Annotated in this window: 16 protein-coding genes; all 16 read right to left on the bottom strand. The window is 72.6% G+C overall.

Annotated features, from left to right (window positions below; genetic code table 11):
- Positions 1-143: 143 nt before the first annotated feature.
- Positions 144-1,448, bottom strand: a complete 1,305-nt coding sequence (locus tag LDL48_RS07180; protein ID WP_372472063.1) for an LCP family protein — start codon at positions 1,446-1,448, stop codon at positions 144-146.
- Between the two features lie 109 nt (positions 1,449-1,557).
- Positions 1,558-2,514, bottom strand: a complete 957-nt coding sequence (locus tag LDL48_RS07175) for a UDP-glucuronic acid decarboxylase family protein (protein ID WP_225254225.1) — start codon at positions 2,512-2,514, stop codon at positions 1,558-1,560.
- 59 nt (positions 2,515-2,573) lie between these two features.
- The gene (locus LDL48_RS07170; RefSeq protein ID WP_225254224.1) at positions 2,574-4,256 is read right to left on the bottom strand and encodes a monocarboxylic acid transporter; all 1,683 of its coding nucleotides are present in this window, start codon (positions 4,254-4,256) and stop codon (positions 2,574-2,576) included.
- The gene (locus tag LDL48_RS07165; RefSeq protein ID WP_225254223.1) at positions 4,256-4,594 is read right to left on the bottom strand and encodes a DUF485 domain-containing protein; all 339 of its coding nucleotides are present in this window, start codon (positions 4,592-4,594) and stop codon (positions 4,256-4,258) included. The genes LDL48_RS07170 and LDL48_RS07165 overlap by 1 nt, the downstream gene beginning before the upstream one ends.
- A 142-nt stretch (positions 4,595-4,736) precedes the next feature.
- Positions 4,737-5,264 (bottom strand): flavin reductase family protein, encoded by a 528-nt coding sequence (locus tag LDL48_RS07160; protein WP_225254222.1) that lies wholly within the window; start codon positions 5,262-5,264, stop codon positions 4,737-4,739.
- Positions 5,265-5,295: 31 nt separating this feature from the next.
- Positions 5,296-6,891 carry an ABC transporter permease gene (locus tag LDL48_RS07155; protein WP_225254221.1) on the bottom strand — a complete coding sequence of 532 codons (1,596 nt, stop codon included), beginning with the start codon at positions 6,889-6,891 and terminating at the stop codon, positions 5,296-5,298.
- A complete protein-coding gene (locus LDL48_RS07150) occupies positions 6,882-7,670 on the bottom strand; it encodes an ABC transporter ATP-binding protein (RefSeq protein ID WP_225254220.1) in 789 nt (262 codons plus the stop codon). The genes LDL48_RS07155 and LDL48_RS07150 overlap by 10 nt, the downstream gene beginning before the upstream one ends.
- A gap of 103 nt (positions 7,671-7,773) precedes the next feature.
- A complete protein-coding gene (locus tag LDL48_RS07145; protein WP_225254219.1) occupies positions 7,774-8,358 on the bottom strand; it encodes a septal ring lytic transglycosylase RlpA family protein in 585 nt (194 codons plus the stop codon).
- A gap of 78 nt (positions 8,359-8,436) precedes the next feature.
- Positions 8,437-10,077 (bottom strand): sodium/solute symporter, encoded by a 1,641-nt coding sequence (locus LDL48_RS07140; RefSeq protein WP_225254218.1) that lies wholly within the window; start codon positions 10,075-10,077, stop codon positions 8,437-8,439.
- On the bottom strand, positions 10,074-10,457 hold the full coding sequence (locus tag LDL48_RS07135; protein ID WP_225254217.1) for a DUF485 domain-containing protein: 384 nt from the start codon (positions 10,455-10,457) through the stop codon (positions 10,074-10,076). The genes LDL48_RS07140 and LDL48_RS07135 overlap by 4 nt, the downstream gene beginning before the upstream one ends.
- Positions 10,458-10,876: 419 nt before the next feature.
- Positions 10,877-12,505, bottom strand: a complete 1,629-nt coding sequence (locus tag LDL48_RS07130; RefSeq protein WP_225254216.1) for a DUF4153 domain-containing protein — start codon at positions 12,503-12,505, stop codon at positions 10,877-10,879.
- A gap of 290 nt (positions 12,506-12,795) precedes the next feature.
- Entirely contained in the window at positions 12,796-13,779 is a 984-nt protein-coding gene (locus tag LDL48_RS07125; RefSeq protein WP_225254482.1) for a sensor histidine kinase, read from the bottom strand.
- 38 nt (positions 13,780-13,817) lie between these two features.
- Positions 13,818-14,510: a response regulator gene (locus tag LDL48_RS07120; RefSeq protein WP_225254215.1), complete on the bottom strand. Its 693-nt coding sequence runs from the start codon at positions 14,508-14,510 to the stop codon at positions 13,818-13,820.
- 210 nt (positions 14,511-14,720) lie between these two features.
- Positions 14,721-15,461 (bottom strand): LytR/AlgR family response regulator transcription factor, encoded by a 741-nt coding sequence (locus LDL48_RS07115; protein ID WP_225254214.1) that lies wholly within the window; start codon positions 15,459-15,461, stop codon positions 14,721-14,723.
- Positions 15,458-16,669, bottom strand: a complete 1,212-nt coding sequence (locus LDL48_RS07110) for a sensor histidine kinase (protein WP_225254213.1) — start codon at positions 16,667-16,669, stop codon at positions 15,458-15,460. The genes LDL48_RS07115 and LDL48_RS07110 overlap by 4 nt, the downstream gene beginning before the upstream one ends.
- A 26-nt stretch (positions 16,670-16,695) precedes the next feature.
- Positions 16,696-17,445, bottom strand: coding sequence for an SDR family oxidoreductase (locus LDL48_RS07105; protein ID WP_225254212.1), 750 nt, complete (start codon positions 17,443-17,445; stop codon positions 16,696-16,698).
- Between the last annotated feature and the right edge of the window lie 47 nt (positions 17,446-17,492).

Below are 17,492 nucleotides of genomic sequence, written 5' to 3'. Positions count from 1 at the left end.
CCTACTGTACGGTCAACTTTCCGTCGGCGGGAGTCCCCCGGCGTTTCCGGACGGTGACAAGACCACTATTCGGCCGTCGTGGGCACAGAATGAGACGGCGGACCGGCGTTCCCGCCGATCCGCCACCATTCCGTCACACCGGGTCAGTTGCCCGCGGGCGCCGACGGCTTCTTGTCGGCCGCCATCCACTCGGCCATCTTGTCCTCGGCCATCGCCTCGTACATCGCGATCGCCTTCTCCCGGTCGGACACCACGACCGACTGCCCGTCGATGGTCTGGCTGCCCTTGTTGGGGCTGGTGATGAACGTGAGGTTCTCGCCGCGCAGGTTGCGGAACTGCACCGCCATGTCGGTCAACGAGAAGTCGTTGTCGACGGTGACCGCGGCGGTGACCGCCTTGAGGAAGTCGTTCAGCTTGGCCGCGTTGGTCAGCGTGCCGGTGCTCGTCGCCTTGTCCATCAGCGCCTTGAGGAAGTCCTGCTGGTGCTGCATCCGGGCGAAGTCGCCCTGCGGGAACTGCTTGCGCTGACGGATCCAGTCCAGGGCCTGGGCACCGTTCATGTGCATGGTGCCCTTCTTGAACGTGCGGTACGGCTTGTGGATCGACTTCACGGTCTTCTCGACCTTCAGGTCGACGCCGCCGAGCGCGTCGGTGACCTCCTTGAAGCCGCCGAAGTCGATCGCCATGACGTGGTCCAGGCGGACGTCGGTCATGCACTCGACGGTACGCACGGCGCGCGGCAGGCCACCGAACGCGAACGCGGCATTGATCTTGTTCCGGCTGCCGCTGTCGCAGGCGGCGTCGCTGCTCTCCGGGATTCGCACGTACAGGTCCCGGGGGAGCGACACCAGCTGGGCCGAGCCGTGGTCGGCCGGGATGTGCATGATGATCAGGGTGTCCGCGCGCCACTTGCTGCCGCTGTCCTTGGGCGCGTCCGGGTCCCGTGAGTCCGTGCCGACCAGCAGGATGTTCAGGGCGCCGTCCACGGTCTTGGCCGGGCGCCCGCCGGTGATCTCGGCGAACGCGTCGGTGCGCTTGAGGTCGCCGTTGAGGTTCGACGCGTAGCCGTACAGCGAGATGCCGGCGATCAGGCCGATGAGGATGACCGCGGCACCGGCCACCAGCGCGATGCGCCGCCAGTTCGGCTTGCGCCGCCCCCGGTACGGCCGGCCCGGCCCACCGCCGTGACCCGGCCCGCGCGGCGGCGGCCCACCGGGACCACCCGGTGACACCTCGCGCGGCGGCCAGTCGTCGAGGCCCTGCCGCTCGCGGTAACCACCCGGGACTCCGGCCCGGCCGGCCGGACGCCCGGGCACCCCGGCCCGTCCGCCGGAACCGGGCACCGGGGCCCGTCCGCCGGGGCCGGACACCGAAGCCCGTCCGCCGGAGCCCGACACGGGGGCCCGGTGGAACGAAGAACTCCCGTAAGGAGACGCGGTCGCAGACATGTTCTCAGGTTACGTACCCGGATCCCGGCATACCGCGCATCGACACCGGCTCGGCACGAAGGGAGGAGACATTACCGTCGGTGAAACGTTCACTACCCGGGCGAATTCGTCACTTTGCGAAGAATTCGATGGTCCGGCGTAGTCCGTCCTCCGGGTCCACCTGGGGTTCGTAGCCCAGCCGGGTGCGCGCCAGGGTCAGGTCGGGGCGCCGCTTCTCCGGGTCGTCCGCGGGCCGCGGCACCAACTGGATCTCCGAGTTGCTGCCGGCCAGGCGGACGATGGTCCGGGCCAGCTCCAGCATGGTCATCTCGTGTTCGGTGCCACAGTTGATCGGCCCGGTCTCGGTCGAGTCGAGCAGCAGCAGGATGCCGCGCACCAGGTCGTCCACGTACGTGATGGAGCGGGTCTGCGCCCCCTCGCCGTGCACCGTGATCGGCGTACCGCGCAGCGCCTGGTCGATGAACGTGGGGATGGCCCGCCCGTCGTCCGCGCGCATCCGCGGCCCGTACGTGTTGAAGATCCGCACGATCGCGGTGTCCGCACCGTGGAACCGGTGGTACGCCATGGTGGCGGCCTCGGCGAAGCGCTTGGACTCGTCGTACACGCTGCGCACGCCGATCGGGTTGACGTTGCCCCAGTACGACTCCGGCTGCGGGTGCACGGCCGGATCGCCGTACGCCTCCGAGGTGGACGCCATCAGGAAGCGGGCGGCGTCGGCCACGGCCCGGTCCAGCAGGGCGATGGTGCCCACCGAATTGACCTTGAGGATCTCCATCGGCAGCTTCGCGAAGTCCGGCGGGCTGGCCGGGGAGGCCATGTGCAGGATCGCGTCGAACCGGCCGGGCAGATCCGGCAGCCCCTCGACCAGGTCCGCCTCGACCAGCGTGAAGCGCGGCTCGTCGGCGAGGTGGGCGATGTTCTCCCGGGAACCGGTGACGAAGTTGTCCACCACCACGACCTCGCAGCCGCGTGCCAGCAGCGCGTCGGCGACGTGTGACGGCACGAAGCCGGCCCCACCGCTGAGAAGGATCCGATGCCCTGCGCCGTACCGCTGCGTCACTGCCATCCCGTCACTGTAAGCGAAAGGGGCCGGGCTTTCGCCCGGCCCCCACATGACGAACTACGTCAGTGCGCGCCGTGTCCGGTCAAGGAACGGACCTCGAGCTCGGCGTACTTCGCGGCGTCGTCCTCCTTCGAGATCACCGTGCCGATCCAGCCGCAGAGGAAGCCGACCGGGATCGAGATGAGGCCGGGGTTGGACAGCGGGAAGAAGTGCCAGTCGCTGTCCGGGAACATGGCCGTGGGCGAGCCCGAGACCACCGGCGAGAAGAACACCAGGCCCACGGCGGTGATCAGACCGCCGTAGATGGACCACAGCGCGCCGGAGGTGTTGAACCGCTTCCAGAACAGGCTGTAGAGGATGGCCGGCAGGTTCGCCGACGCCGCCACCGCGAACGCGAGCGCCACCAGGAACGCCACGTTCAGGCTCTGCGCGAAGATCGACAGCGCGATCGCGATCGCGCCGATGACCAGCGCGGCGATCCGGGCGACCCGGACCTCGTCGCGCTCGGAGGCCTGCCCGCGCTTGATGACGCTGGCGTAGAAGTCGTGCGCGAGGCTCGACGAGGACGCCAGGGTCAGGCCGGCCACCACGGCCAGGATGGTGGCGAACGCGACCGCCGCGATCACCGCCAGCATGATCGCGCCGCCGGTCTCACCGCCGAGGTACCGGTTGCCGAGTTCCTGGGCGAGCTGCGGCGCCGCGGTGTTGCCGGCCTTGTCCTGCGCGGTGATGTCCTTGCTGCCCACCAGGGCCGCCGCGCCGAAGCCGAGGGCCAGGGTGAACAGGTAGAACGTACCGATGATGCCGATCGCCCAGAGCACGCTCTTGCGGGCGGTGCGCGCGGTCGGCACGGTGTAGAAGCGGGTCAGGATGTGCGGCAGGCCGGCCGTGCCGAGCACCAGGGCGATGCCCAGGGACAGCAGGTCCATCTTGCTGTAGAAGGTCTTCAGCGCGTCGCCCTGCGTCTCGACGCCGTACCGCAGGCCGGGTTCGAGGAACGCGGCGCCCTTGCCGGACTGCTCGGCGGCGTCGCCGAGCAGCGTGGACAGGTTGAACTTGTACGCCGCCAGCACCATCAGCGTCATGATCAGCGCGCCGCCCATGAGCAGGAACGCCTTCACGATCTGGACGTACGTGGTGCCCTTCATGCCGCCCACGGTCACGTAGGTGATCATGAGCGCGCCGACCAGGATGATCGTTGCGATCTTGGCGGTGTCCGCGTCCATGCCGAGGAACGTGGTGCCCGGCGCGATGCCGAGCAGCAGCGCCACCAGCGCGCCGGCGCCGACCATCTGGGCGATCAGGTAGAAGACCGACACCACGATGGTGGAGACGCTGGCCGCGGTGCGGACCGGGCGCTGACGCATCCGGAACGCCAGCACGTCGGCCATCGTGTACCGGCCCGAGTTACGCAGGAACTCGGCCACCAGCAGCAGTGCCACCAGCCAGGCGACCAGGAAGCCGATCGAGTACAGGAAGCCGTCGTAGCCGTACAGCGCGATGATGCCGGCGATGCCCAGGAAGGACGCGGCCGACATGTAGTCGCCGCCGATCGCCATGCCGTTCTGGAAGCCGGAGAAGGACCGGCCGCCGGCGTAGAAGTCGGTGGCGGTCTTGGTCTGGCGGCTGGCCCAGATCGTGATGGCCAGGGTGATCGCCACGAAGACCAGGAACAGCGTGATGGTCAGGGTCCGGGAGGTCGAGGTCGACGCGTCCGCGGCCAGGAGGAATCCGTGCGGTTCCATTACTTGGCGTCCTCCTTGAGCTCGGCCCCGATCTTGTCGGCGAGCGGGTCGACCTTGCTCGCGGCGAACCGCGCGTAGTACCAGGCGATCAGGAACGTCGTCACGAACTGGAGGAGACCCAGCACCAGGGCGACGTTGATGTTGCCGACGATCTTGGCGCCCATGAAGTCACGGGCATATGCGGAGAGCAGGACGTACAGCGCGTACCAGAGGAAGAACGCGACGGTCATGGGGAAGATGAAGCCGCGCAGCGTCTTGCGTAGCCGCGCGAACTCTTCGGAATTCTGGACGGCAAGGTACTTCTCGGTGGAAGTCGAGTTAGGCACATCTGTCGTCAACGGGTTCACCACCTTCGTAGGGGCAGACGTTCCAGCCCGGTCGGCGGGCTTTCCGGCACCGTACGAAGGAGTGAAGCGGGTCACTGACCGCCGGTCGGCGGCTGCGCCGAATGGGCGTCTGACTGCGCCGAGCGGAGATCAGTTACCGATGCATCCGTTGATAGCGACCCCGAAAGTGGATCAGCGGGGCCGGCCCGGCGTCCAGGTGGATGGCCTCCAGAGTGGCCTCCAGCAGCATTGACCAGGCGTACGGCCGGTCCGCGTCGAGCCGGCAGCCGGCCCAGGTGCCGGCGTCCGCGGGCACCGGGCCGTACTCCGTCTCGGTCCACCCGCCGCCGGCGAACAGTCCGCCCGGGGCCGGCATCAGGCCCGCGAAACGGTCGGCGAGCTGCCGGTCGTCCTCACGCAGCGGAGTGACCGCGAAACGCCGGGTGCTCAGCACGGCGTCGTAGAAGTCGCTCTCCGCGTCGACCAGCCCGAGAACCCGGCCCGGGTCGCCGTCCGCGACCAGCATCGACGAGACGGTGAGCCCGGCCGGCCCGGGCGTGGTCCACAGCGTCACGGCGGTGGCGAGCCGGCCGCGCAGCCGGCGTACCGGCGACCGGTCCTGCTCCGGGGTGGCGAACGGGTCACTCGTGTGGATCTGCGCGCCCGGCTCGATCGGATTCACCGCACCATTCTGTCCGCCGGCGCCCGGCCGGTCAGCGGTTGGGGGTGACCGCGGCCAGCACCTCCGGCATCCGGCGGTCCAGCAGGTCGCCGCCGAGCCGGGAACCGATCAGGTACGCCAGCGCCGCGTACCCGATGCCCACCGGCAGGCCGATCCACCGCCACACGTCCTCCACCAGGTACGCGGCGAGCTGCAGCGGTGCGGTCGCGGCCAGCGTCGCGAACAGGGCGGCGAAGGTGAGCAGGCCCTTGGCCAGGCCGCCGCCGGAGGACACCGCGAACGGGTTCTGCGTGTCCGGCAGCGCGAACGCGGCGCGTACCGAGACGGGTAGCACCACGGCCAGGCCGACGCCGTACGACGCGATCAGCGTGCCGAACAGCGTCGGAATGGTGGCCGGGCGCCCGGCCGCCAGCCCCACCACGACCGCGATGACGGTCAGCAGCGGCAGCACGAACAGGGAGAATCCGGCGGTACGGGACCACAGCTCGACCCGGCCCGGCACGCCCGCCGCCACGTTCGCGGCGTAGGCGCTGCCCTCGTAGCCGAACTGGTTCGCCAGGCTGATCGCGGCCAGCGCGCCGACGAACGGCAGGAATCCGCCGGCGCCGCCGCCGGTCACGGTCAGCATCACCGGCAGGAACACGCCCACCACGGCGAACGTGATCAGGCTGGCCCGGCGCCGCGACTCCCGCCACCAGTACCGCGCCTCCCGGGCGGTCAGCGCGCCGAACCGGGTGCGCGGCAGCCAGGCCAGGAGCAGCTGGTCGACCGGCGGGCGCACCGAGGGCGCCGCCGCGGACGCCCGGGTGCCGCCGGCCGTGCCGACCATGGCCCGCTCCACCGTCGCCGACCACCACCACACCAGCAGGCCGAGAGCGACCACCACGATCAGCAGCTTCACCGGTACCGCCCAGACCCGCCCGGCGGCCACCTCCGAACCCAGCGAGTACGGCGCGCCGAGCGGCGTCCACCCGACCACCCCGGCCACCCGCTCGACCCGGTCCCAGTCGGCGTTCTGCGCGCTCGCCAGCACCAGGAACTGCAGCGGCCCGAGCAGCGCGGCGACCACGGCGAGCAGCACGGTCGCGGTGTCCCGGGCCCGGCGGGACCGCAGCGCGGTGGCGAAGGCGCTGGTCACCGCGCGGCTCACCGCGGCGCACAGCAGCACGCCGAGCAGCACGCCGGCGACCTGGACGACGGCCGCCCCGGCGCCGCCCAGCACGGCGGCGGCGTACACCGTGCCGGCGGTGGCGCCCAGCGTGGCGACCGCCGGCACCCCGGCCAGGGAGGCCGCCAGCAGACCGCCGATCAGTGCCCGCCGGCGCAGCGGCAGCAGCGCGAACCGGGCCGGATCCAGCGACTCGTCCACGCCGAAGAACACCAGCGGGAAGAACAGCCAGCCCAGCACCACGCCGGCGCCGCCGAGCGTGGCGAGCAGTCCGGCGGCGCGTTCCTCGCCGAGCAGGCCGGGCAGGGCGAAGAGGGTGTACCCGCTGACCGCGAGGCCGGCCGCCATCAGGACGCCGACCACGAACAGCACGACCCGCCAGGTCTGCCCGCGCAGGCCGTTGACGGTGAGCCGGATGCGGAGCCGGACGAACGTGGCCGGCCCCGGGCTCACAGCCACGCGAGTTCCGACCCGGTGGCCGTACGCCCGCCGACCACCTGCACGAAGACGTCCTCCAGCGACCGGTCACCGCGGACCGTGCCGAGCGTCCCGTTGAGCCGGATGGCGCCCGCCGCCAGGATCGCCACGTGGCTGCAGAGCCGCTCCACCACCTCCATCACGTGGCTGGAGAACACCACGGTGCCGCCGCCCGCGACGTAGCGCTGCAGGATGTCCCGGATGAGCGCCGCCGACACCGGATCGACCGCCTCGAACGGCTCGTCCAGGACCAGCAGGCGCGGCCCGTGCAGCAGCGCGCAGGCCAGCCCGATCTTCTTCTTCATGCCGGCCGAGTAGTCCACCACCAGGGTGCGGTTGTCCACGCCGAGTTCCAGCACGTCCAGCAGTTCCCGGGCGCGCTGGTCCACCACGGCGGCGTCCATGCCGCGCAGCAGCCCGTGGTACGCCAGCAGCTCCGCGCCGCTGAGCCGGTCGAACAGGCGCACACCGTCGGGCAGCACCCCGAACCGGCGTTTCGCCTCGGCGGGGTCGGTCCACACGTCGTACCCGAGGATCCGGGCCTGGCCGGCGTCCGGCCGCAACAGGCCGACGGCCATGGACAACGTGGTGGTCTTGCCCGCGCCGTTCGGGCCGAGCAGGCCGTAGAACGAACCGGCCGGCACGTCCAGGTCGAGGCCGGCCACCGCGAGCTTGGTGTCGAACCGCTTGACCAGCCCCCGCAGCGACATCGCGGGTTCGGTCTCCGCCGGGGCGGGTGGTCGTGGTTCCGGCACCGTCATCGTCCGAACCTAACCGCCGTGACCGGCCCGGACCAGCCCTGCCCGGCGGGGGGCCGGTCGGGCAGAGGGTCTGGTCCGGGCCGCGAACGGGTGAGCCCCCGTGTCAGCCCACCCGCTCGATCACGGCCCGGCGGATCAGGAACTTGCCGGGCTCCCGGACCTGCTCGAACGCGGCGTCGTTGAGCAGGACGCAGCTGCCGGAGGTGGTCTGCACCCGCACCGTGATGCTCTTGTCGTTGTCCAGGTTCGTGACCTTGAGCGTGGTGCCGATCGGGAACGTCCCGCTGGACGCGAACGGCGCGCCCGCCTCACCCGAGAGCGTGACGGTGGAGCCCTTGCAGACCACCTCGCCGTCGCCGTCGCCGTTCTGTTCCGGGGCCGGTTCCTCGGCCGGCGGTGCGGCCGGCGCCGCCTCGACGGCACCGGTGCAGCCGGCCGTCGCCCGGCGCTGGTTGATCAGGTCCACCACGGCCTGCCGGTTCGCGATCCGGGCGTCGGAGAGCGCGTCCGGGTTGGCCCGCTGGTCGGCGATGAAGGACAGGTTGTTGCCCAGCGCGGTGTCCAGGCCGGCGCAGTTCTCGCCCGCACTGCTCAGCCCGGTGCCGACCGCCAGCGCGCCGCCGGCCAGCGCGGCGACCGCCACCCCGAGGATCAGCTTGCGGGTCCGGCCGTTCGTCCGCCGATACATCCATCGCTCCTTCGCGTCGGTCACGGCCTGCTGTACGGGCCGACCGGCAAGGAGGGTTCAGTTCACAAGGTTTAAAAATCAGAGACGGAGTGATTCCGGCGCGTGCAGGCGCAGCATCGTCGCGCCGATGTCCGGCGGCACCCGCCGGCCGGTGGCCAGCGAGCCGACCACCATCACCAGGAACGCCAGCGGGACCGTCCAGGCGGCCGGCTGATTGACCAGTTGCGCCGGCCAGCCGGTCAGCGGCGGACCCAGGACGGTGAGCAGCACCGCGCCCATCGCGGCGCCGCCGCCGGCCAGGATGCCCGCCGCCGCGCCCCAGTCGGTGAGCCGGCGCCACCAGATGCCGAGCACCAGCAACGGGCAGAAGCTGGACGCCGCCACCGCGAACGCCAGCCCCACCACCCGGGACACGTCCATGTTGGACACATAGACCGAGAGCAGCATCGGTACGCTCGCGGACAGCACCGTGGCGAGGCGGAAGTCGCGCACCGAGCCGCCACGGTCGGCGTGCAGGATGTCCGTGAACACCACGCCCGCCACGCTGGTCAGCAACCCGGACGAGGTGGACAGGAACGCGGCCAGCGCGCCCGCGGTGACCAGCGCGCCGAGCAGTTGCCCCAGATGCCCGCCGCCCAGCGCCGCCTCCGGCAACAGCAGGACCACGGCGTCGGTGCGGCCGGTCATCAGCAACTGCGGGGTGTAGATCCGGCCCAGCACGCCGTACAGCGTGGGCAGCAGATAGAACAGCCCGACCAGGCCGAGCACCACGAGCGTGGTGCGCCGCGCCGAGGCGCCGTCCGGGTTCGTGTAGAACCGCACCAGCACGTGCGGCAACCCCATGGTGCCCAGGAACGTGGCGAGGATCAGCGAGTACGTCGCGAACAGGCTGCCGTCCCCGCCGCCGGGCAGCAGCCACTCCGCGCCGAACGTGGCGTCCACCGTGCTGACCTGCGGCACCGGATCGCCCGCCGCGAACGACAACTCGTCACCCGCGGACACCTGCCGGGTGCTGCCGTCCGGCCCGGTCAGCGTGGCGTCCTGCTGGACCACCACGGTGGTCGAGGCGGAGAACGCCGGTCCGGCCGGCGGCGTCACCTCGGGCCGGTCGTCGGCCTGCCACTGCAGGACCAGGAAGATCACGGGTACGGCCAGCGCGGTCAGCTTGAGCCAGTACTGGAACGCCTGCACGAACGTGATCGCGCGCATGCCGCCGAGCGCCACGTTCGCGGTCACCACCACGCCGACCAGCAGCGCGCCCCACACGTACGACCCGCCGGTGACCGTGGTGAAGGTCAGCCCGGCGCCCTGCAGTTGCGGCACCAGGTAGAGGCAACCGATGAAGATCACGAAGACCGTGGCGAGCCGGCGCAGGAACGGCGACCGCAGCCGGACCTGGCAGAAGTCGGGCAGCGTGAAGGCACCCGAGCGGCGCAGCGGTGCCGCCACGAACAGCAGCAGGGCCAGGTACCCGGCGGCGAACCCGACCGGATACCAGAGCACGTCGACGCCGTACCGCAGCACCAGGCCGGCGACGCCGAGGAAGGACGCGGCGGACAGGTACTCGCCGCTGATCGCCGCCGCGTTCCACGACGGACTCACCGAACGGGACGCCACCAGGAAGTCCGAGGTGGTGCGCGCGAACCGCAGGCCGTACGCGCCGATGCCGACCGTGACCAGGACGACCACGACCAGTCCCGGCACCACGTACGGGTTCATTCGCGCCGCCGGATGACGGCGGTGAAGTCCTGCTCGTTGCGTTCGGCCCAGCGCACGTACGCCCAGCCCACGCCGAACAGGAACGGGAACGACAGCACGCCGAGCAGCATCCACGGCAGATTCACGCCGAGCAGCTTCGCCCCGCCCACCTCGGGCGCCACCGCGAACAGCAGCGGCAACGCCCCGAGCCCGGTCAGCACCACCAGCGACAGCCGCAGCGCCAGCGCCAGCTGAGCCCGGACCAGTCCCTTGACCAGCGCCTCCCCGACCGGGGTCTGCTCGGCAAGGTCGGCTCGGGCCGGGTCACGCGGCGGACGCCGGGTCACCTCGCTCAGCACCACCCGGACCCGCCGGCCGGCACCCTCGTCGCCGCTGTTCATGACCGGAGTCTGGTGCCCCGGCGGACAATGTCAAGTGTCGGCGGTCAGTTGCGCACCGCTGTCACCGTGCCGGCGGCAGCCGTCCGGCGACCCGAGCCGGAACGACTACCCCAGCGGGTACGTGCCGGCCCTGCGGGACGCCCCGACTGCGCCTTGACGACTGCCCGTTCCGCCGCGCATCCAGGATCCGTCCCACGCCGCGGCGGCCTGGTCGCGTGCAGTCGTGTGAAGTTGTGGCACCCACCGCACCCCAGTTCCACCCGCGCCGCCGGCTCCGCCTTGCCGTGGGGAAAGGCGGCACCCACCGCACCCGAACTCCCCACGCGCCGGGCTCATCCCGTCGTCCGGCTCCGCGATCCGACTTTCCCGCCGCTCGCGACCGGGAGTCTGGTGCCCGGCGAGCGAGGTCACGTAGGGGGTCAGTCGGCGTAATGGGTCGGGCACTCTCGGTGGCGTACCGGCGGTTCTGCCGCCAACAGTTTCCCGGCGCGCTCGCGTCCGTAGCTCCAGCCGCGCCAGTCGCCGGGATCACCGCGCATCGCCTCGTGGATCTCGATCAGCGTGCAGTCCCGCCGGACCCGGTTCAGCCCGGCCAGCCGGTTCAGTGCGGGCACCGCGTCCGGGGACAGGTTGCTCAGGTACCGAACGTCGATCTGTCCGGTCTGCCGGTACCGGGTGACGTTGCGCTCGGCGATCATGCCGTCCGGGTTGGCGGCGGCGAGTCCCAGCAGGGCCAGGACCGCGGCGGCCACCGCGGCGCGCGGCAACCAGCCGGCCCGCAACCGGATGCCGGCCAGCAGGATCATCAGGAACACCGCGCCGAGCCAGAACTCGGCGGCGGCGACCATCACCCGGAGCCGGGTCAGCCCGTAGGTGTCGGCGTACACGTCCATCCGGTGCAGCGCGGACGCCACCACGACCAGCGTGAGCACCGCCAGGGTGCCGAGGACCGCGCGGATCAGCACCCGGTCCGCCCGGGTCCGCCGGGGCGCCCAGCGGGCCGCGCCGGCCAGCACCAGGAGGGTGAGGCCGGTGATCACCAGGAGCTGCCAGAAGCCGCCGCGGGCGTACGCCGCGTAGGTCAGCCCGTCGGTGTGCCGCACGTGCCGCGACCCTCCGAACAGGACCGCCAGTTGCACCGCCACGAACAGGCCGAACAGCAGAACCAGCAGGGTCAGCGGAACCGCCCACTCGAGCCGGGCGACGCGGCGGTGACCGGCACCGTCCAGGCCGGACAGATCCGGCGGCGCGGCGCGCAGGTACGCGCCACCGGTCAGGAGCACGCCGGTCACCACGAACACGAAGACCCACCGGGTCACGGTGGCCGCGTCCACGTCCGGTACCGCCGTGGCCAGCAGGTCCGCGAACGTGGCGTCGGCCGAGGCGAACAGCGTGCCGAAGACCACCAGCAGCGCCGCCGAGACGGCGACCGTGGCGGCGATCCGGAGACCGTCGACGCCGCCGGCCGGGCGCCGGGTGCGGGCCAGACCCCGGACCACCCAGGGCGCCCCGCGCAGCGCGGCGGCCGGCGCCATCAGCGTGGCCAGCAGCATGGCCCGCAGGGAACGGCCGCCGGCCACCGCCAGCGTCCCGGTGAACCCGGCGGTCAGCAGGCACAGCACGAACAGCCAGCCGGCCGAGCGCAACGTCCCGGCCGCCAGCAGGGTCACGGTCGCGGCGGACCAGCCGAAGCGGGCCGGGCCCAGCCGGGCCGCCGGATGCACCACCGGCGGCGGTGGCAGCATGCTGGGCGGCCGGCGCGGCCGGACCCGGCCCAGGACCAGCGCCACGGTGCCGGCCACCGCGGCCAGCAGCCAGCCCACGCCGGGCCGGTCCATCGGGACGCTGACCGCGGCGATCGCGGCGGCCAGCGCGATCGCGGCCGCCGTGGCGGGCGAGGCGGGGCGGGCCGGGCCCAGCCAGCGGCGTCCCCACACCGCGTCGTCCGGCCACGGGCCGTGCAGCGGTGCGGCCGGCCCGGGCGGGTACGTTTCCGGCCGGGACGCCCCCGCGGGCCGCGCCGGAGCGGCCACGGCACCGCCCCGCACCGAGGACACCGCAGCAACGGCGGCCGCACCCGGCGCAGGCATGCCGGCGGCGGCGGCCGGTCCTGGCGTGGGCGTGGACGTGGCGGCGGCTGGTCCTGGCGTGGGCGTGGCGGCGGCTGGTCCTGGCGTGGGCGTGGGCGTGGCGGCGGCCGGTCCCGGCTTTGGCGTGGCGGTGGCTGGTCCTGGCGTGGGCGTGGCGGTTGCGGCGGTCGGGCCGGGAGCCGGCGGGGTCGGGCGGGCCGGATCTCCGGAGGCGGGCGGGTCGGTCTCGGACATGGCGGTCCCCCGTGTCAGGCAGGCTGCAGTGGCAGCGTGACGTGAATGTGGCACCCGCGACGGCCGGCCCGGTCGGCGACCGCGATCGTGCCGCGGTGCAGTTGGACCACCCAGTGCGCGATGGCCAGTCCCAGCCCGGTGCCGCCGTCCGCGGCGCGCTCGCCGCGGGTGAAGCGTTCGAAGACCCGGTCCCGATCGGCGTCGGGGATGCCGTCGCCCTCGTCGGCCACCGCGATCCGCACGTGGTCGTCGTGGCGCTCGGCGCGGATCCGGACCGTTCCGCCGGGCGGGCTGTGCCGGGCCGCGTTGTCCAGCAGGTTCGCGAAGACCTGGTGCAGGCGCTCCCGGTCGCCGGTGATGCGCAGCCGCGGGGCGGCCACGTCGAACCGGACGTCGTGCCCGGCACCGTCGGCGTTGATCCGGGCCTCGCGGACCACGTCGTCGAGGAACTCGCGCACGTCGATCGGGGTCCGGGCCAGCGGCACGACGCCGGCGTCCAGGCGGGACAGGTCGAGCAGTTCGGCGACCAGGCGGCCGAGGCGTTCGGTCTGGGACAGCGCGGTGCGCATGGTCTCCGGCTCGGCGCTGGACACGCCGTCGACGATGTTCTCCAGCAGGCCGCGCAGCGCGGTGATCGGCGTCCGCAGCTCGTGCGACACGTTCGCGATCAGCTCGCGGCGCTGCCGGTCGGCGGCGGCCAGGTCGCCGGCCATCTGGTTGAACGCGGTGGCGAGTTCGCCGACCTCGTCGCGGGAGGTGGCGCGGACCCGGCGGCTGTAGTCGCCGCGGGCCATCGCCTTGGCGGCCACCGTCATCTCGCGCAGCGGCACGGTCGCACCGTGCGCCATGACCTGCAGCGTCACCAGGCCCAGCGCCACCGCGATGGCGAACCAGGACAGCCGTACCGGAATCCAGTCCAGGCTCCACCAGAAGATCAGCAGGCCCACCCCGCCGGCCAGCCCGAGAGCCAGGGAGAGCTTCGCCTTGATCGAGCGCATCGGGTCCAGCGGCCGGGGCAGCCAGCCGAGCACCTGGGTCAGCGGTCGCACCGGGCCACCTCCAGGGCGTACCCGACGCCGTGGACCGTGCGGATCAGCTCCGCGCCGAGCTTGCGGCGCAGTGCCTTGACGTGGCTGTCCACGGTGCGGGTGCCGGAGGCGTCGGCCCAGCCCCACACGTCGGCCAGGAGGCGTTCCCGGGGCAGCACGGTCCGCGGCCGCCGGGCCAGGTGGACCAGCAGGTCGAACTCGGTCGGGGTGAGGTGGGCCTCGCGGCCGGCCCGGTGCACCCGGCGCTCGGAGAGGTTGATCTCCAGGTCGTCCAGGCGCAGCGTCTCCGCGGCCGGGGCGGTACGGGTCGCCCGGCGCAGCAGAGCGTGCAGGCGGGCGGTCAGTTCCCGCATGGAGAACGGCTTGGTCAGGTAGTCGTCGGCGCCGACGGCCAGGCCGACCAGCAGGTCGGTCTCGTCGTCGCGGGCGGTGAGCATGAGGACCGGCACCGGCTGCTCGGCGTGCACCCGCCGGCAGACCTCCAGGCCGTCGAAGCCGGGGAGCATCACGTCGAGCACCATGGCGTCCGGCCGGATCCGGCGGGCGGCCTCCACCGCGCCGGGGCCGTCGGCGGCCAGGTGCACCTCGAAACCCTCGGCCCGTAGCCGCGCGGCGACCGCCTCGGCGATGGTCCGCTCGTCCTCGACCACCAGGATCCGGCGCTGTGCTGTCGTGTCCACGCTTCGCCTCCGCTCGCCCGCATCATGCTGCGCGGGTGCAAGGCCGGCGCGTCCCCGTGGCGCGCCGGCCTGCAGCGACGAACTTAGGGACCGGTTATGCGGGAGCGGCGCGCGCTTTGTGAAGATCCTGTGGAGGATCCGGAAACCGGCCCGGTTGCCTGTGGATAACTATGTGGAAAAGCTGGGGAAGCTGTGGACAACGCTGTGGATTCAGCGGGTCCAGTCGTGCTTGGCGGCCCGGATCAGCTTGTCCTTGAGTTCCCGGGTGTGCCGTCGGCTCACCGGCAGCTCGGTGCCGTCGACGGCCACCACGTACCCCGACTGGGTCAGCCGCAGCTCCGCGATCAGCCGCAGCTGCACCAGGTAGGACCGGTGGATGCGGACGAAACCGGCGTCCGCCCAGCGCTCCGCGAGCGTGGCCAGCGACACCCGCACCAGGTGCGACGCGTCCGCGGTGTGCAGCCGCGCATAGTCACCCTGCGCCTCCACCCAGCGCACCGAGGAGCGCGGCAGCATCCGGGTGGTGCCGGCCAGCTCCACCGGGATGGTCGGCTCGTCCGTCCGGCCCGGCGCCGGCGCCGGCGCCGCCCGCAGTCCGGCCACCCGGCGCAGCGACTCGCCCAGCCGTTCGGCCCGCACCGGCTTGCGGACGTAGTCGGTCACGCCCAGGTCGAACGCGTCCACCGCACCGTCGTCGTACGCGGTCACGAACACGATGGCCGGCGGGTGCGCGAACCGCCGCAGGATCCGGGCCAGCTCCATGCCGTCCAGGCCGGGCATCCGGATGTCCAGGAAGACCGCGTCCACCTCGGTGTCGCGCAGCACCCGCAGCGCCTCGGTGGCGTCGCCGGCCCGGTGCACGTGGGTCACCCGGTCATCCGCGTTCAGCAGGTACGCCAGCTCGTCCAGCGCCGGGGGCTCGTCGTCGACGGCAAGTACGACCAGCGTCATGCCCGTACCCCGGGATGGAACTTCGGCACCCGCATGCTCACTTTCGTCCCTTCGCCCGGCGCGGTCTCCACCACCAGCCCGAAGTGGTCGCCGAACACCGACCGCAACCGCTCGTCGACGTTGGAGAGGCCGACGTGCTGCTCGGCGTCGTCACCCCGCCCGGTGACGGCCTCGGCGACCCCGGCCGCGAGCGCCGCCGGATCCATCCCGACACCGTCGTCCTCGACCGTGATGTGGCACTCGGCCCCGGCGTCGCGGGCTTCGATGCTCACCATACCGACGCCCGGCTTACGCGACAGGCCGTGCCGGACCGCGTTCTCGACCAGCGGCTGCAGGCACAGGAACGGCAGCCCGACCGGCAGCACCTCGGGGGCGATCTGCAGCCGGACCTGCAGCCGGTCGCCGAACCGGGCCCGCTCGATGGTGAGGTACCGGTCGATCGACCGCAGCTCCTCGGCGAGCGTGGTGAACTCGCCGTGCGCCCGGAACGAGTACCGGGTGAACTCGGCGAACTCCAGGATCAGCTCCCGGGCCCGCTCCGGGTCGGTCCGGACGAACGAGGCGATCGCGGTCAGCGCGTTGTAGATGAAGTGCGGACTGATCTGCGCGCGCAGGGCCCGCACCTCGGCCCGCGCCAGCCGTTCCCGGGACGAGTCCAGCTCGGCCAGGGCGAGCTGGGACCCGGCCCAGCGGGCCGTCTCCAGGGTGGCCTGCACCAGCCCGGGTGCCGGCTGGTCGTCCGCCAACGCCACCAGCGCGGCGGTCGCCCGCCCGTGCGGCCCGGCGAGCGGCGTCACCACCGCGCCGCGGACCACGCAGTCCATCTGGTCGCAGGGCAGCTCCCCGGTACTCACCACGATCGAGCGGTTGCCGTCGACGGCCCGTTGCGCGGCCGCGGTGAGCTGCGCGCTGTGGTGGCTGCCGCGGCCGTCGAACGCCAGGCACTGCTCCGCGTCCGCGATGGTCAGCCCGACCGCGCCGACCAGGGTGCGCAGGTGCCGGACAGCCTTCGCGGCGGACGCCGGAGTGAGGCCGCCGCGTAGCGGCTCGGCCGCGAGCCCGGCGGTGTGCAGGACGTCGTACGTGGCTCGTTGCATCGCCGTGGCGATCCCGCGGCGTGCGCGCAGCCGGATGACCGCGACGACCGCGCCGGCCAGTGCCGCGATCAGCGCGAGCACCGCCAGCACGGTCGGCAGATCAGCCTTCACGCGGGCATCGTGTCATGCCCGGTACGTCAGCCCTGCGGGGTGGGCACCACGATCAGCTCGGCGACGTTCATCCGGGCCGGGGCGGCCACCGCCCAGGTGACGGCCTCGGCGATGTCGGCGCCGCGCAGCGTCTCGATCGACTGCCGCCAGCCGGCCAGCCACTCCTTCTGCCCGGTGTCCCGCATGCCGGCGCCGAGTTCGGTGCTGACCACGCCCGGCTCGATGTTCTTCACCCGGACGCCGCGCGGCCCGAGTTCGGCACGCAGATTCCGGGTCAGGTGGGCGACGGCCGCCTTGGTGGCGTCGTACACCGCGTAGTTCGGGAAGACCTGGTGCCCGCCGACCGAGCCGACGTGCACCAGGTCCGCGGGCCGGCCCGCGGCGGCCGCGGCCAGCAGATCGGCGACGAAGGCCCGGCCGGTGTGGATGAGGCCGGTGAGGTTCGTGCCGATCATCTCCTGCCACTCGGCCGGGTCGGCGGACTCGAACGGCGCGCCCAGCATCACCCCGGCACTCGCCACCACCAGGTCGACCGGTCCGAACTCGCGGTGGATCCGGTCGGCCGCCCGCCGGAGCGCATCCGGGTCGCCGACGTCCACCGCGACCGGCAGCGCCGGACCGGCGATGTCGTCTGCCAGCGTCTGCAGGCGGTCCTGGCGGCGGCCCAGCAGCGCCACGGCGGCGCCCTCGGCGGCGAACCGGCGCGCGGTGGCCTCGCCGATGCCGCTGGTGGCCCCGGTGATCACGGCGACGCGGTTCTGCAGTGTCTCGGTCATGCCCCCAGGCTGGCGCGCGGCGGCCCGGCGAAGAAGGCCGCACCGTG

Source organism: Jidongwangia harbinensis, assembly GCF_020216025.1.
Lineage (GTDB): Bacteria > Actinomycetota > Actinomycetes > Mycobacteriales > Micromonosporaceae > Actinoplanes > Actinoplanes harbinensis.
Note: the sequence above shows the minus strand (reverse complement) of the source record. Positions and strands in the feature narration are given on the sequence as shown.

Coding starts and splice junctions, on each gene's coding strand:
- LDL48_RS07180 (WP_372472063.1), bottom strand. CDS start 1,448: ATGTCTGCGACCGCGTCTCCTTACGGGAGTTCTTCGTTCCACCGGGCC.
- LDL48_RS07175 (WP_225254225.1), bottom strand. CDS start 2,514: ATGGCAGTGACGCAGCGGTACGGCGCAGGGCATCGGATCCTTCTCAGC.
- LDL48_RS07170 (WP_225254224.1), bottom strand. CDS start 4,256: ATGGAACCGCACGGATTCCTCCTGGCCGCGGACGCGTCGACCTCGACC.
- LDL48_RS07150 (WP_225254220.1), bottom strand. CDS start 7,670: ATGACGGTGCCGGAACCACGACCACCCGCCCCGGCGGAGACCGAACCC.
- LDL48_RS07145 (WP_225254219.1), bottom strand. CDS start 8,358: ATGTATCGGCGGACGAACGGCCGGACCCGCAAGCTGATCCTCGGGGTG.
- LDL48_RS07140 (WP_225254218.1), bottom strand. CDS start 10,077: ATGAACCCGTACGTGGTGCCGGGACTGGTCGTGGTCGTCCTGGTCACG.
- LDL48_RS07135 (WP_225254217.1), bottom strand. CDS start 10,457: ATGAACAGCGGCGACGAGGGTGCCGGCCGGCGGGTCCGGGTGGTGCTG.
- LDL48_RS07125 (WP_225254482.1), bottom strand. CDS start 13,779: ATGCGCTCGATCAAGGCGAAGCTCTCCCTGGCTCTCGGGCTGGCCGGC.
- LDL48_RS07115 (WP_225254214.1), bottom strand. CDS start 15,461: ATGACGCTGGTCGTACTTGCCGTCGACGACGAGCCCCCGGCGCTGGAC.
- LDL48_RS07105 (WP_225254212.1), bottom strand. CDS start 17,445: ATGACCGAGACACTGCAGAACCGCGTCGCCGTGATCACCGGGGCCACC.